This window comes from Streptomyces sp. NPDC002730 (assembly GCF_042888805.1).
GTDB lineage: Bacteria > Actinomycetota > Actinomycetes > Streptomycetales > Streptomycetaceae > Streptomyces.
In genome coordinates this window covers 175952-189498 of record NZ_JBIAQG010000015.1, presented here as the reverse complement: position 1 = coordinate 189498, position 13547 = coordinate 175952, and the positions used below count along the sequence as shown (strand labels likewise).

At 70.8% G+C, this 13547-nt stretch carries 9 protein-coding genes; 5 read left to right on the top strand and 4 right to left on the bottom strand.

The window, feature by feature from the left end; translation table 11 throughout:
* Window positions 1-218 precede the first annotated feature (218 nt).
* Window positions 219-1661 (top strand): NADP-dependent phosphogluconate dehydrogenase, encoded by a 1443-nt coding sequence (gene gndA / locus ACFYXH_RS33775; RefSeq protein ID WP_389571215.1) that lies wholly within the window; start codon window positions 219-221, stop codon window positions 1659-1661.
* Between the two features lie 307 nt (window positions 1662-1968).
* On the opposite strand, the gene ACFYXH_RS33770 is transcribed toward gndA, so the two are convergent.
* The 4 genes from ACFYXH_RS33770 to ACFYXH_RS33755 all read right to left on the bottom strand — a co-directional run bounded on the left by ACFYXH_RS33770 (window position 1969) and on the right by ACFYXH_RS33755 (window position 4275).
* Window positions 1969-2601 carry an aspartate/glutamate racemase family protein gene (locus ACFYXH_RS33770; protein WP_389571211.1) on the bottom strand — a complete coding sequence of 211 codons (633 nt, stop codon included), beginning with the start codon at window positions 2599-2601 and terminating at the stop codon, window positions 1969-1971.
* A gap of 28 nt (window positions 2602-2629) precedes the next feature.
* Window positions 2630-2974, bottom strand: a complete 345-nt coding sequence (locus ACFYXH_RS33765) for a GNAT family N-acetyltransferase (protein WP_389571207.1) — start codon at window positions 2972-2974, stop codon at window positions 2630-2632.
* Window positions 2975-3023: 49 nt separating this feature from the next.
* Window positions 3024-3440, bottom strand: a complete 417-nt coding sequence (gene panD, locus ACFYXH_RS33760; RefSeq protein ID WP_389571204.1) for an aspartate 1-decarboxylase — start codon at window positions 3438-3440, stop codon at window positions 3024-3026.
* A gap of 286 nt (window positions 3441-3726) precedes the next feature.
* Window positions 3727-4275, bottom strand: coding sequence for a DoxX family membrane protein (locus ACFYXH_RS33755; RefSeq protein WP_389571201.1), 549 nt, complete (start codon window positions 4273-4275; stop codon window positions 3727-3729).
* A 360-nt stretch (window positions 4276-4635) separates the two neighbouring features.
* Between ACFYXH_RS33755 and ACFYXH_RS33750 the strand changes: the two genes are divergently transcribed.
* Genes ACFYXH_RS33750 through ACFYXH_RS33735 form a run of 4 tightly spaced genes read left to right on the top strand, consistent with a single transcriptional unit; the run spans window position 4636 to window position 13547 of the window.
* Window positions 4636-5595 carry an alpha/beta hydrolase gene (locus tag ACFYXH_RS33750; RefSeq protein WP_389571198.1) on the top strand — a complete coding sequence of 320 codons (960 nt, stop codon included), beginning with the start codon at window positions 4636-4638 and terminating at the stop codon, window positions 5593-5595.
* The gene (locus tag ACFYXH_RS33745; RefSeq protein ID WP_389571196.1) at window positions 5592-7661 is read left to right on the top strand and encodes a hypothetical protein; all 2070 of its coding nucleotides are present in this window, start codon (window positions 5592-5594) and stop codon (window positions 7659-7661) included. Before ACFYXH_RS33750 ends, ACFYXH_RS33745 begins: the two co-directional genes overlap by 4 nt.
* Window positions 7658-8593: an AAA family ATPase gene (locus tag ACFYXH_RS33740; protein WP_389571194.1), complete on the top strand. Its 936-nt coding sequence runs from the start codon at window positions 7658-7660 to the stop codon at window positions 8591-8593. The genes ACFYXH_RS33745 and ACFYXH_RS33740 overlap by 4 nt, the downstream gene beginning before the upstream one ends.
* Complete coding sequence (locus tag ACFYXH_RS33735; protein ID WP_389571192.1) at window positions 8586-13547, top strand: NaeI family type II restriction endonuclease; 4962 nt, start codon at window positions 8586-8588, stop codon at window positions 13545-13547. The genes ACFYXH_RS33740 and ACFYXH_RS33735 overlap by 8 nt, the downstream gene beginning before the upstream one ends.

Below are 13547 nucleotides of genomic sequence, written 5' to 3'. Positions count from 1 at the left end.
CCATCGGGCCGGAAGCGCGGTGGACGGCGCTGCCCGCTTCCCGCCCTGACGGCGTCCGAACCCTGCCCGCGGGCGGACACTTGAGCCGTGGCGCGATGCGGCCGACCCGGAATGCGGAACAATCCGGAGGGCTTGAGGATCAATGAATGGCTGGCTCCGCCCGTACGTATGTGCAGAGGCGGAGATGGATTTTCCGACGGACATCCAGGAGCACACGTATGAGTGGAACAGCCCAGATCGGCGTCACGGGGCTCGCGGTGATGGGCCGCAACCTCGCCCGTAACTTCGCCCGCAACAGCTTCACGGTGGCCGTGCACAACCGGACAGCGGCGAAGACGCGGGCGCTGGTCGAGGAGTTCGGTCACGAGGGCACCTTCGTGCCCGCCGAGTCGGCCGAGGAGTTCGTCGCGGCCCTGGAGCGCCCGCGCCGCCTGGTCATCATGGTCAAGGCGGGCGATCCGACGGACGCCGTGATCCAGGAGTTCGCGCCGCTGCTGGAGGAGGGCGACGTCATTATCGACGGCGGCAACGCCCACTTCGCCGACACCATCCGCCGCGAGAAGGAGCTGCGGGAGCGTGGCATCCACTTCGTGGGCGCGGGCATCTCGGGCGGCGAGGAGGGTGCGCTGCACGGGCCGAGCATCATGCCGGGCGGGTCCCCCGAGTCGTACGCTTCCCTGGCCCCGCTGCTGGAGAAGATCGCCGCGAAGGCCCCCGACGGCACGCCCACCGTCGCGCACATCGGCCCGGACGGCGCCGGTCACTTCGTGAAGATGGTGCACAACGGCATCGAGTACGCCGATATGCAGCTGATCGCCGAGGCGTACCACCTGCTGCGCGCGGTCGCGGGCTACTCCCCCGCCCAGATCGCCGAGACCTTCCGCACCTGGAACACCGGACGGCTCGACTCGTATCTGATCGAGATCACCGCCGAGGTGCTGGCCCACACGGACGCGGCGACCGGAAAGCCCTTTGTCGACATCGTCGCCGACCAGGCGGAGCAGAAGGGCACGGGCCGCTGGACGGTGCAGATCGCGCTCGATCTGGGTGTGCCGGTCTCCGGTATCGCGGAGGCGGTCTTCGCGCGCTCACTGTCGGGCCACGCCGAGCTGCGCAACGCCTCGCGCGCCCTGCCGGGCCCGACGGCCGAGCCGCTGAGCGAGGCCGAGGCCGCACGTTTCGCCGACCAGGTCGAGCAGGCGCTGTACGCATCCAAGATCGTGTCGTACACCCAGGGCTTCCACCAGATCCAGGCGGGCAGCGACGCGTACGACTGGGACATCGACCTCGGCACGGTCGCCGCGATCTGGCGGGCCGGCTGCATCATCCGGGCGGCGTTCCTGGACCGGATCCGCGGCGCGTACGACGCACAGCGCGACCTGCCGAGCCTGCTGTCGGACAAGCAGTTCGCCGAGGAGATCGGCGCGGCGCAGGACGACTGGCGCGAAGTGGTCGCGTCGGCCGCCCGGCAGGGCGTGCCGACGCCGGGCTTCTCGGCGGCCCTCGCGTACTACGACGCCCTGCGTGCCGAGCGGCTGCCCGCGGCGCTCACCCAGGGCCAGCGCGACTTCTTCGGCGCGCACACCTACCGGCGGACCGACCGGGAGGGTTCGTTCCACACCCTCTGGGGCGGTGACCGCTCGGAGGTGCGCACCGACTGAGCCGCGGCTACGCCGGGCGGGTCAACGGCGGGCTGGTCAGCCCGCCGGTCCCGGCGCGGGCTCCGGCTCCGGTACGGGGTCGGGGCTCGGGCCCGGCGGCCTCGGAATGGGGTCCGGCGCGGGTCCCGGCGGGGGCGAGGGCGTCGGCACCGGGCCCGGCAGCGGGCCAGGATCGGGTCCGGGCGGGCCCGGCGTCGGGATGGGCGAAGGGGGGACGGGCGGCTGGGTCATGCCAGACCTCCAGAGGTACGGAGTCGCGTTCCCAATGTCTCCCGTTGCGCGTGCCCACGCGCGCCGGGTCCACGCGTCATGATCCGGACGAGGCCACCTCGGCGGCCGCCCGCAGCCCTTGCCGAGGACTGGTGAGGACCGGGACAGCCGTCCTCGTACGGTCGGCGGCGTCCGCCATCGAGGCCTGGGCCAGAACGATGACATCCGCCTCGCGCACCGCGTCGACGGCGGCGGCCACCGCGTTCAGAAAGCCGTCGCGATCGCCCGCCTCGAAGCGCTCCCAGGCGCCGTCGACGAGCAGCGTGCGCAGGTCGACGTGCCGGCCTGCGGCCTCTTCTCGGATCAGCGCGGCTGTCGGCTCCAGGGTGCTGTGCACGGTCGCCGCCACGACGACGCGACGCTTCCCGGCCGCCGCCGCGGCCATCGGACGGTCGACCCGCAGCACCGGTACACCCAGCTCGGCGGCGCATGCCTCGGCGACGCCGCCGATGGTGGAGCAGGTGCACAGCACCACGGTCGCACCCTCGGCGACGGCTCCGGCCAGCACGGCGGCGACCGCGGAGGCGACCGCCGCGGGGCCTTCCTCGCGAGCCCTTGCCAGTAGCTCCTCGTGGACGAGGTGACGCAGCGCGAGCCCCGGGTGGTCCTCGTCCCGCAGGGTCTCGAAGACGGGGACATGGACCGGGGAGGTGTGCAGCAGCGCCAGCATGGCAGGGATGCTAACGCCACTGCGGGAGTCACCAGAGCCGGGGATCCGCCTTCAGCTGCTCCTGCGCGGCCCGCACCAGTTCGGCCGGGGCCGCGGGGGCCGCGTCGGGGTGGCGGAGGGCCCACTCGGCGGCGTACGGACACAGCGGAACGACGGGAACGCCCTCACGCGCCGCCATCGCGTAGAACTCCCGCACCAGCGCGCCCGCGATGCCCTTGCCCTCGTGCTCCGGCTCCACCACGGTGTGCACGGCGACCAGGGCGGCCGGGGTCGCGTCGAGGGTGAAGTAGACGATGCGGCCGGTGACCTGGCCGTCCTCGTACGCCTCGAGGAGTCCTGCCGGACGGTTGTCGCGGATATCGGGATCTGCCATGGCAGGTGTCTCCTTCGGGCGAGCCGGACGGCGGACGACGCTCCGCGAATCAGACGGCGGCGTGCGGGCTGCGTTCCGTACGGCTGCCAGGCACGGGCGCGGAGGCGTCCGAGCCGAGGGCGACGATCCGGTTCTCCGCGTCGACATGGACGACGCTGGGCACCAGGCTGCGCGCCTCGGCGTTGTCGACCTGGGCGTAGCTGATCAGGATCACCAGATCGCCGGGGTGCACAAGGTGGGCGGCCGCGCCGTTGATGCCGATGACTCCCGAGCCGCGCTCGCCCTCGATGACATACGTCTCCAGTCGGGCGCCGTTGGTGATGTCGACGATGTGGACGAGCTCGCCGGGGAGCAGATCGGCGGCTTCCATCAGCGCGGCGTCGACCGTGACGGAGCCGACGTAGTGCAGATCGGCCTGGGTCACGGTGGCCCGGTGGATCTTGGACTTGAACATGGTACGCAGCACGGCGGCACTCCCGGATCTTGGCTCCCTGCCTGCTTTTTGCAGGTCAGGGGCGGTTTCCATACCCAACTGTCTGTCGCATCTTCGGGCAGCCTCGGCAATCAGGGCTGATGCTGACCGATCGCTGACTGGTCCGACACCACGTCAGTTGAGTGCAGAGGCTGCCGACAGCCTTCCGCCCCACCCCACGTGGACCGCACCAGCGTACGCAACCACTGCCCGGCTGCCCAGCCGAGGGTGCAGGCGAGGCGTTCAAGATGTCTGCGCTGGAACCGTCTGCTCCGGGCCGCTACCCCTCGGCGGCGTCCGTTCGGTCCTTGTCGGACTGCGCAGCCAACTGCCTCTTGGTCCGGCTGCCGAGCACCGCGGCTGCGGCGAGCCCGCTGCCGAGGAAGGCCACGGCCACGACCCACGGCTGGTCGAAACGGTGACCGGTCGCGTGGTCGAGGGAGTAGCGACCAGCCCCGGCGAGTCCGATGGCGGCCGCGGTGAAGCCCAGGAAGGCCGGGTACTCAAAGCCTCCACCCTGGTTGAAGAACCCGGCGGGCATGTGCACGGCCACCGCACCGGCCATGGCTCCCGCGGCCGCGGCACCGGCCGCCGGGGTGGCCAGGCCCAGCGCGAGCAGTGCGCCACCGCCCGCCTCGCCGAGCCCGGCGGCGACGGCGCTTTCCCGGCCGGGGTGGAATCCCATGGCCTCCATGCCTTTCGCGGTGGCGTCCAGACCGCCGCCCCCGAACCAGCCGAGCAGCTTCTGCGAGCCATGTGCCACGAGGACCGCGCCGGTGCCGGTGCGCAGTACGAGCAGTCCGAGGTCACGTCGGTTGATGCAGGCCATGAAGGTCTCCCAGTGCGGACGTGGTCGGGTCGGCGTACGGGATCCACTCTCGCCCGGGCCGGGCCGCCGTCCCCTGTGCTGCTGCGCCATACGGATGATGCGGGACACGTGATCCACTGGCCGGAACCGTGCGGTGGATTCTGCGCGCCGGATCTGGCACGCCGGGCAAGCTCGGCGCGACGCTGGACCGCACCCGGCGGTGTAGGTGACCGCATCCTGCGATCTCGCCCTGCCCGCGATCGTCTCGGCGTCCGTCGCCCGAGGGCAGCCAACAGAGCCGATAACCGCCGCGATCATCAGGGCAGTTGATATTCTCGGAGCTCGCCCGGCGCCCCCGGGCGGGGGCTTTCGGGGGGGATCATGAAGCCACGTCTGGTGTTCGTGCACGGCATCGGCGGTCCGCGGGACGCCGCCACCGAACTCGACGCCTGGCTGCGCGCATTGGCCGACGGCGCCCGCGCTGCGGGCCATTCGCGGCGGGTCCTGGATCTGGTGCAGGGCTGGGCGGCGGATGCTCGATTCGCCTACTACGGCGATCTGTTCCGTACGAGCGGCGCCCAGGGCGCGACGGACGACCCCGGCGCGGACGAGGAGACGCAGCTGGTCGGCGAGTGGCTACTGGAAGCCGTCGACGAGCGGCTGGCCGAGCCCGGCACCGACGAAGAGGGGCGCATGCTGCGCCACGCACGGGCCCAACTCGTCCCCGAGGGCGCATCGCAGGGCCTCGGTGAGGTGGGCCGGCACGTGCTCAACGCCGCGAACACACTGCTGTCACTACCCGGCCTGCGCACCTTCGGCGGCTGGGCCGGCGCCGGACTGATGGTCCTCCAGCTGCGCCAAGTGGCACGCTATCTGCGCCGCGCCGAACCGGACGAGGAGGGCCTGACCCTCGACGCCCGGATCCGCCGCCGCCTCGAGGAGGCACTGGACCCCACCGGACCCACCATCGTCGTCGCCCACTCTCTGGGCACCGTCGTATCGCTGGAGACGCTGCACACATACCGAGGAGGCGTACCGCTGCTGGTCACCCTCGGTTCACCGATGGGGATGCGCACGGTGGTGCAGCCCAGGGTGCGCCCGCAGCCGTTGCAGGTGCCCGGCACGGTCGACCGGTGGCTCAACTTCTGGGACCGGGACGACTTCATCGCAGGACGGCCGCGACTGGAGAAGTTCGTACGCCCCAACGACCGGTCCGTGCTGCCCGTCAGCAGGCGGGTCGACTCCGACGGCGTGTGGGTGCACCCCGCCGCCAAATATCTCGCGCAGCCCTCCGTCGCCGGGCCGGTCGTCGAGGCGATCGAGGCAGCCACGATCGCATGACAACGCCGACTCCTCGCCGCCACACCCTGGTCATCGCGCCGCAATGCGAGGAGTTGGGGCTGCTCGACGGTCTGGAGGAGGTGGCGCGGTCTCTGCACGGCTCGTTCACGGACCGCTGGACGGGCGCGTGCACTCCTGCCACCGCGTCGTCACTGCTGTGCGGCCCGTCCGTCGACCAGGCGCAGATCGAGGCCGCGATCCGCAGCGCTGCCCAGCAGGCGGGCGAAGCGCGAGCGGTGCTTGTCCTCGCGCTGATCGGCCACGGCATCACGCCCGGCCAGAACCCCACCCTGTATCTAATGGCGGGCGACTCGAAGCCCGATGTGATCGGCTCCGCGGTGAACGTCGGGGCGCTGCTGACCCAGGCCCTGGAGACACCTGGACTGCCCGGCGTGATCACGCTCGTCGACACCTGCCACGCCGGGGGTGCCACGCCGGATCTCAAGGCCCTGGACGCCGGGGTGGGCCAGGGCGCGACCCGGTTCTCGCTGCTGATGTCCGTCGGTGCCGCACAGTCCGCGTACCGGCTCGCCTTCACCCGTGGCATCGTCCAGGTGCTCGCCGAAGGCATCGGCGGCGCGGGCGAGTTCCTGCGGCCCGCGGCGGTGCTCGATGCCGTACGGGACGCCGTGCCGGGCCAGGACGCCCGACTCGTGGAGTACGACGGTGCGCAGTTCGGCGAACGCCCCTGGCTCGCGCGCAACGCCGACCACCGCCTGCGGTCCGGGTCGGTGCTCGGGCCGCTGGCGACCGAGGAACTCGACCAGGCACTGGAACCTCTGGGCGGCGCTGCCCTGCTGACCGCGCCCGTCACCGGCGCCGATGTGCTGGAGCGGCTGCGCGTCACCCTGCGTGAGCGTCCGCCGGGGAGCGCCGCCGAGCTGGCCTGGGCGCTGCGTGTCGTCGACGGTCTGCTTGACAGCCTGCGCACCATCGACCTGCTCACCTCCTGGCCGGGTCGGCCGCTTACGTCCGAGCGGCTGCGGCGCGCGATGTCGGCCGCGGCGGGCCGGTCCGGTGCGCGGCTGCCGGACGCCTCGGGGAGCGAACTGCTGCGGGACGCCGTGGAGTACCTGCGACTGCGCGCCCCTCGTGTCGACGAGACGCGCACCACTCCCCTGGCGGCCTTCGTCGCGGCGCTCGCCACCGAGGACCAGCCGGCCCCGGACAATCCCCGCCTCACCGCCTGGGCGCACTCCGTCGGCGCCGAAGTCGAACTCAACGACGCCTTCGAGGCATTGCGGCAGCAGGGCACCAGATCGCGACTGCGACTGGTCGTCAGCCTGCATGCGGCCGTCGCCGACGAATGGCCCGAGACCCTTGACGCCTGGCTCCTTGACCGTGGCGATGTACACGCACACAAGGAGTTCGACTGCGCCCCCGACCAGACGGGGGTCGAGCAGCGGCTGGCCGGCGTGCTGAAGTGGGCGTCCCTGCAGACCAGAACGATGGGTGTACGGCTGCAGCGGGTCGAGGTCGCCGCCTCTGCCGCGCTGCTGCTGCGCTGGCGGCCCGAGGAGACGGACTTCGGCGAGCGGCTCGGTGTCGCGTACGACGTCGTACTGCGCTGGAGCGAGCGGCTGTGCCCGCCGGACCATCTGTGGTGGATCAATGACCGGGCCAGGGAGAAGCTCCAGGCGATGAGCGCGTGCGGAGCGGGCGGTGCGCCCGTGGACTGGCTTGGCAAGCAGGAGACCGGACAGGCCCAGGAGCTCAGGAAGCGGCTCGGGCACGGAGCGTACGCGCGAGCGGTCGCTCTGGAGCACCGGCCGGCGCGGTTCGAGCAGGTGATGGAGGTACTCCTGGCGTACGCCCCGATCGTGCTGTGGCCGGGCGGCGACGGCAACGTGCCCGGCAGGTCCCGGGACAGCCTCGACAGGTTCTGGCATCTGCTGCCCACGGAATTCAGCGAGGCCTACCGCCGCAGCTGGGGACAGCACACACCGGCGGAGCCGGACGGCCGGGAGCATCTCGCGCAGTGGCGCTCGGTGTGGCACGACTCCGAATGGCTCGACTTCTGCGACTGGTTCGAGCAGTTCACTACCGAGGGGGAGAACTCCGCATGACCTGGCAGCCCTTCTACGTCGGGGACGGCACGCCGCGCGATGTCGACCTCGGCGAGCCGCCTCCGTGGCGCAGCTTCCCCCGGCAGGCCCTGCACAAGCAGTTTCAGCCGCCGCCGGGTCTGGTCAAGGCGGTCAACGCCGCGCTGGCGCTGCGTCGGCCGCTGCTGGTGACAGGCGCGGCGGGTTCCGGCAAGTCCACGGTGATCGAGCAGGTCGCGGCGGAGCTGAAGCTCGGCGCCGTACTGCGCTGGCACATCACCTCGCGCAGCACCCTTATGGAGGCCCTGTACCGGTACGACGCCTTGGGCCGCATCCACGCCCAGCGGCTCGACGGGCCCGGTGGCAGCGACGACATCGCGCCCTTTCTGCAGATGGGCCCGCTGGGCACGGCGCTGCTCCCGGCGGAACATCCGCGGGCGCTGCTGATCGACGAGATCGACAAGAGCGATCTGGATCTGCCGAGTGATCTGCTCGATGTGCTGGAGCGTGGGGAATTCGAGATCCCCGAACTCGCGCGGTACAAGAGCGAGATCGTCGAGGTTCGGGAGTGGGACGGCGACACGCGCCGCCCGGTGGAGCGCGGGCTCGTCCAGTGCGACAGCTTCCCGTTCATCGTGATGACGAGCAATGGCGAACGGGACTTCCCCGCGGCCTTTCTGCGGCGCTGCATCCGCTACACCATGCCGCTGCCGACGGTCGACGCGCTGCGCCGGGTCGTCGAGGCGCATCTGCAGGTCGGTACGGATACGGATCGGCCCGGGGCGGTCGACCTGTTGATCGAGACCTTCGTCGGGCGCGTCGCGGCGGGCGAGAACCTGGCGATCGACCAGCTCCTCAACGCCGTGCACCTGCTGACCGGCGGCAGTGCTCCTGCCGGAGAGGACAAGCAGGAGGTCATGGACCTCGTCCTGCGCGAGCTGTCGCGTGCCTGAGGAGGCGTCGCTGGCGCGGGCGGTGGCGGCGCTGCGCGCCGCGGCGCCGGAGCTGGATGGGACTGCGTTGGCCGATGCGCTGTGGCTCGCGTCCCGGATGGCTGAGGACGGACAGGCGAAGGCGGTGTCCGGGGCGCCTTCGCCCGAACAGTCCGCCGAGGCTGCATGTGCACCCGAGCCGATGGCGGAGGCTGCTGCGACGCCGCCCTCGGGTGCGGGAGCCGCCGCCCCCGAGCGCGCCCTGCACGAGCGGCTCGCCGGCGCGAGCTCGCGGATCCGGGGCGACGCGGTTGCCGCGTCACGGGCCGCGGGCCTGCCGTTGGCGCTGGAGGTGACCCGCGCCCTGCGGCCATGGAAGCGGCCGTGGCGTCAGGGCCGCCGGCCCGCCCTCGACATAGACGCCACGGTGGACGGCTACGCCCGCAGCGGGGAGCTGATCCCGGCGTTCAGCCCGGCGCCGGAGCGGTGGTTCGACCTCGTACTCGTGGTGGACCGCTCCCCCGCCATGCAGGTGTGGCAGGAGACAATCGCCGACTTCACCGCCGTACTGGACCGGCTCGGCGCGTTCCGTACCCTTCAGGTGCGCGATCTCACCTTCGGGGACGAGGGCCCCGAACTCCGCGACCACCAGGGCCGGTTGACGGGGACGGGCCAGCTGCGGTCGCCCGACGGCCGTCGGCTGGTGGTGGCCGTTTCCGACTGCGCGGCACCGGGGTGGCGAGAGCCGAACGTGTGGCGGCAGCTGTGGGAGTGGTCCCTGACAACGCCGGTCGCTCTGCTCAATCCGCTGCCGCCGAAACTGTGGCGCCGGACGGGTCTTGATCTGCCGACGGTGCGGGTCGCGCCCGGGGCACCGGGCTCGGTCAACTCCCATCTGATCTTCGATCCGCCGCCGCTGCTGCCCGACGGTGATGACGGTCCGTGGCTGCCGATCCCCGTGCTGTCGCTGTCTCCCCACTCCCTGGACCGCTGGTCGCGCACTCTGATGCGCACGGCCCCTGAGGGGTGCGGCGCGGTGCTCGTCCCGCCGGGTGGCCGCACGGCGACTCGTCGCCGAGCCTCTCGTCCGTCGGCTGCCGACGCGCGCGCTGACGGCTTCCTGCGCACGGCTTCGCCCGCGGCGGCGCGCCTGGCTGTGCTCTGCTCCGCCTTCGACCGGCTGAGCATGCGGCTGCTGCATCTCATCCGCCAGGAGCTGGTGCTCGAGGCAACGACAGCGGATGTCGCAGAGCTGCTCACCAGCGGGCTCTTCTCGCTCGGCACGGATACCGCAGGAACGGTCGAGCTGGCTCTGCCCGAAAAGGTGCAACGGCGGCTGAGGCGGGAGCTCGCGGAGCACGAGGTGTGGCGGATCAACCGGGCTCTGAGCCGACATGTGTCGTCACGGGGGGCCGGGGCCGGGCAGCTTCCGTCGGTCGCGCACGACCCGGAGGGGACGTCGGAACTCCCGGCGGAACTGCAGCCGTTCGGGCAGGCGTCGCGGCGGACGCTGGAGCTGCTGGGGCTGTCGTCGGAGGGGCGCGAGCCGCGTCGGGCGGGATCGGGGAGACCGGTGCCGACTCAACTCCCCTCGGAAACTGTGGAGTTCTTCGTGGGGCGCGAAAGGCCCCTTGAGGAGCTGCTGCGTTTCCTCACCTCGCCGGGATCACGGGTCGTATGTCTGGCGGCACGTGGAGGTACGGCGGGCGCGGGCAAGACCGCACTGGCCCTGCGCGCCGCCCACATGGCGAAGAACCATTTCCCGGATGGCCAGCTCTTCGTGGACCTGCGAGGTTCCAGTTCGCGCCCGCTGGATCCCGCCCCGGTGCTGGTCGGCTTCCTTCAGGCGCTGGGCGTACCGCTCGAGTCCGTTCCCGGCACCATCGACGAGCTTGTGGAGCTGTACCGCGAGACCCTGGCCGGGCGCCGGGTGCTGCTCGTACTGGACAATGCCCACGATGCGTCGCAGGTCGCTCCGCTGCTTGCCGGCACGGACTCTGCCGGCTGTGCGGTCGTCATCACCAGCAGACAGGCGATGCCCCGCCTCCGTTCCAATGTGATCCAGATTGCCCCGCTGGACGAAACGCACGGGCTGACCCTGTTGAGCCTCCTCACGGGACGGCGGGGGCTCAGCAGTGCGGAACGCTTGGAGCTCGTTCGGGGCTGTGGCGGATGGCCGCTGGCGATCGCCCTGATCGCCAAGTGGATCGCCACGCGAGAGACACCTCCCACGCACCGGATCGCGCTGGGGCTCAAGAGCACCGACCCCACCGATACGGCTTTGGATGCCGCACTCAAGCTGCGCTTCAACCATCTGGACTCCGGGCTCGCGCGGGCCTTGATGCAGCTCGCCCTGATGGATACCGCGCAGCTGACGGTTCATGAGATCGCCGCGGTGCTCGACATGCCCCTCCGATCGGCGGTCGAGACCGTCAACGCACTTGTCCTTCACGGTCTGCTGGAGCGCTCAGCACTGCCTGCTCGGTACCCGTACCAATTCCACGACGAGGTACAGCGCTTCGCCCGGCAGCGAGCCTGGGGCGAGTCGGATGCCGTAGAACGGCTTCTCAGCCACTACAGCAGGGAGGCTGTGCGTGCCTGCAGGGCGGACCGCCCGGGTGACCTGCTCGCCGACCGCCTGGGGCTCATCGGCTCCGACGAAGCCACAGTCGCGAGGGGCACTGGCCTTGAGCGGCTCCTTGAAGAGTTGCCCCATGTGCTGACTGTGCTCTCTGCCGACGACGTCGGCCGCAGCGTCGCCCCACGCATCCGGGCAAATCTGCTCCTGCTGCTCAGGGATCTCGCATCGTCCCCCTTTCACGCGGCGCAGTACCGCAGTGCCGCGCTCACCATCTCCGACGACGCCATGACGGCCGGGGACGGCTTGAGCCGTGCGAGGGCTCAAGTCGCCTTGGCCCACAGCCTTTTCTCAGCGGGGCTGATGTCAGAGGCGCGGGCCGCCCTGGAGACCACGGTCGGCGAGGAAGATCCCGCCACAGCAGGGATCGTCGCCCATCTCTTCGGGACAATCGCACAGCTGGAGGGCGGCTACTCACGCGCATTGGACCACTACACACGGGCGCGTGCCATCGCCGGTTCCTGCCGTGACCACTCCGCGGAGGCGTCGGCGCTCGAGAGCCTTGCCCGGCTCCACCTGGAGCACGGGGCGGCCGATCACGCGGTCGACGCGGCCACTCGCGGGCTTGAGCTTCTGCGCGCATTGGGCATTTCACTTCGCGTCGCCGAGCTGCTGCGTGTGCTGTCCGACGCACACCACCAACTCGGTCATCACACCGAGGTGTTGGAGTACCTCTCCGAGGCCGTGCCACTGTTCCGGGAACATCGCAGTCACCAGGCCGTGGGCATGGCTCTGCTGCGCATGGCACAGACCCACCTGGCCGTCGGCGATCTTGAGTCGGCGCACGGCGCCGCCCAGGCGTCGGCGTTGACGCTCGTCCAGACGGGCAGCACCTCACAAGAGGCGGAGGCCCTGACCGTGCTGGGGAATGTCCTCCATCACGTGGGTGATACGGACACCGCCCGGCAGCGCTGGCGAGAGGCACTGGCGCTCCTCCTGACGACCGACGACAGCGGCCGGGTGGCCGAACTCCAAGAGCTCCTGGCCGAACAGGCAGAACAGGCAGAACAGGCAGAGCCGCCGCGAGTCGCCCTCCAGGAACAACCCCGGCCAACAGTCATCGCCGTCGACATCCAGGACTTCGCCACGCACCGGAGCGCGGACCGACCGGTTCTGCTCGACACGCTGGACGAGGTCCTGGCCGCTGTCGGCGTGGACGCGAGCCGACGCAGGCCGCGCTTCTGGGACGGCACCGTCGTCCTCGCCGTCGACGCGGACGTCCCGATCGCTCACATCCTGACCGGGCTGGTGGACGACCTCCCGAGGGCGCTCGACACTGTCAACCAACGGCGGGGCTCTCCCCAGCTCGCCGTGCGGGTCGCCGTCCACGCCGGTGCCGTGCAGAGCGGCGTGTCAGGGCTTGCCGTGGACACGGCACTCAAGCTGCTCCGCTGCGATGACCTCGACAGCGTTGCCCGAGCGTCGCGCGCTTCGCGCACGGTGTGTGTCTCCGCGATTGTCATGGAGGCCGCTCTGCGACACCCCGGCACAACTGTGTCGACCGAGCGTTTCGCGAAGCTTCGCATCAACGACGAAAGCGGGACGCTGAAAGCATGGCTCCAAATCCCGGACATCCGACCGCCGATGGACGAGGAACTCCAGCGCCTGCGCGAAGCGTTGCTGGCCGAGGATCCGGACGGACGCCGCATGGCGAATTTGCTCAGGGACCGCATCGACAAGGCCCTCGACGGCCCCCGGACTGGTCGCTTCGACGTCGAAGAGCTGACGTCCTCCGAGCACGGCCACCTTTCCGAGTCCGTGGAACTGGCTGTGCGGGAAGAGTTCGACCTGCCGGACGTCCAATTCGACGTCCACTTCACACTCTATGGGCCACAAGGGCTGTTCTTGCCCGAGGCGCAGGCCGGGCTCTGCCTCGCCCTGTACGCCAACGAAATGAAGTCCACGTGGTGGGCCGGACTGATCCGGGCAGAGCCCGGATTGCCGGCAGAAGCGGTCGACGACCAGGACGGGAAGCGAGCCCTCGACCGCGATGCCGCCCCCCACGTGGAATGGCTCCACCGCAGGGCCGAGCTGCCGGAGAATCTCCTGTTGCACGTCCCCGAGGCGGACCGTACGGCGATCCTGTCCATGCCGACCGGCACCACCCGGGCGTACGAGCTCTTCAGGCGGGTGACCGGCCGCAGGATCACAACCGCCACGCTGCGTACGGTGACCGGACTGCGCGATGTCTCCCGGCGGGTCCGCGAAGCGCGCCGCTTGCTCGACAGCGAAGGCCTTGTGATCCTCAGCCATCTGCCGGATGACCGTGAGCTCTGCCGCGAGTTGGGACTTCCGGTCGCCGAAGCGGGCGAGTGGGTGAGCGTTCGCAGGCCATGA

Excerpts from the sequence above, each read along its gene's own strand:
- gndA (WP_389571215.1), top strand. The coding sequence starts at position 219 with ATGAGTGGAACAGCCCAGATCGGCGTCACGGGGCTCGCGGTGATGGGC.
- ACFYXH_RS33770 (WP_389571211.1), bottom strand. The coding sequence starts at position 2,601 with ATGCTGGCGCTGCTGCACACCTCCCCGGTCCATGTCCCCGTCTTCGAG.
- ACFYXH_RS33765 (WP_389571207.1), bottom strand. The coding sequence starts at position 2,974 with ATGGCAGATCCCGATATCCGCGACAACCGTCCGGCAGGACTCCTCGAG.
- ACFYXH_RS33755 (WP_389571201.1), bottom strand. The coding sequence starts at position 4,275 with ATGGCCTGCATCAACCGACGTGACCTCGGACTGCTCGTACTGCGCACC.
- ACFYXH_RS33750 (WP_389571198.1), top strand. The coding sequence starts at position 4,636 with ATGAAGCCACGTCTGGTGTTCGTGCACGGCATCGGCGGTCCGCGGGAC.
- ACFYXH_RS33745 (WP_389571196.1), top strand. The coding sequence starts at position 5,592 with ATGACAACGCCGACTCCTCGCCGCCACACCCTGGTCATCGCGCCGCAA.
- ACFYXH_RS33740 (WP_389571194.1), top strand. The coding sequence starts at position 7,658 with ATGACCTGGCAGCCCTTCTACGTCGGGGACGGCACGCCGCGCGATGTC.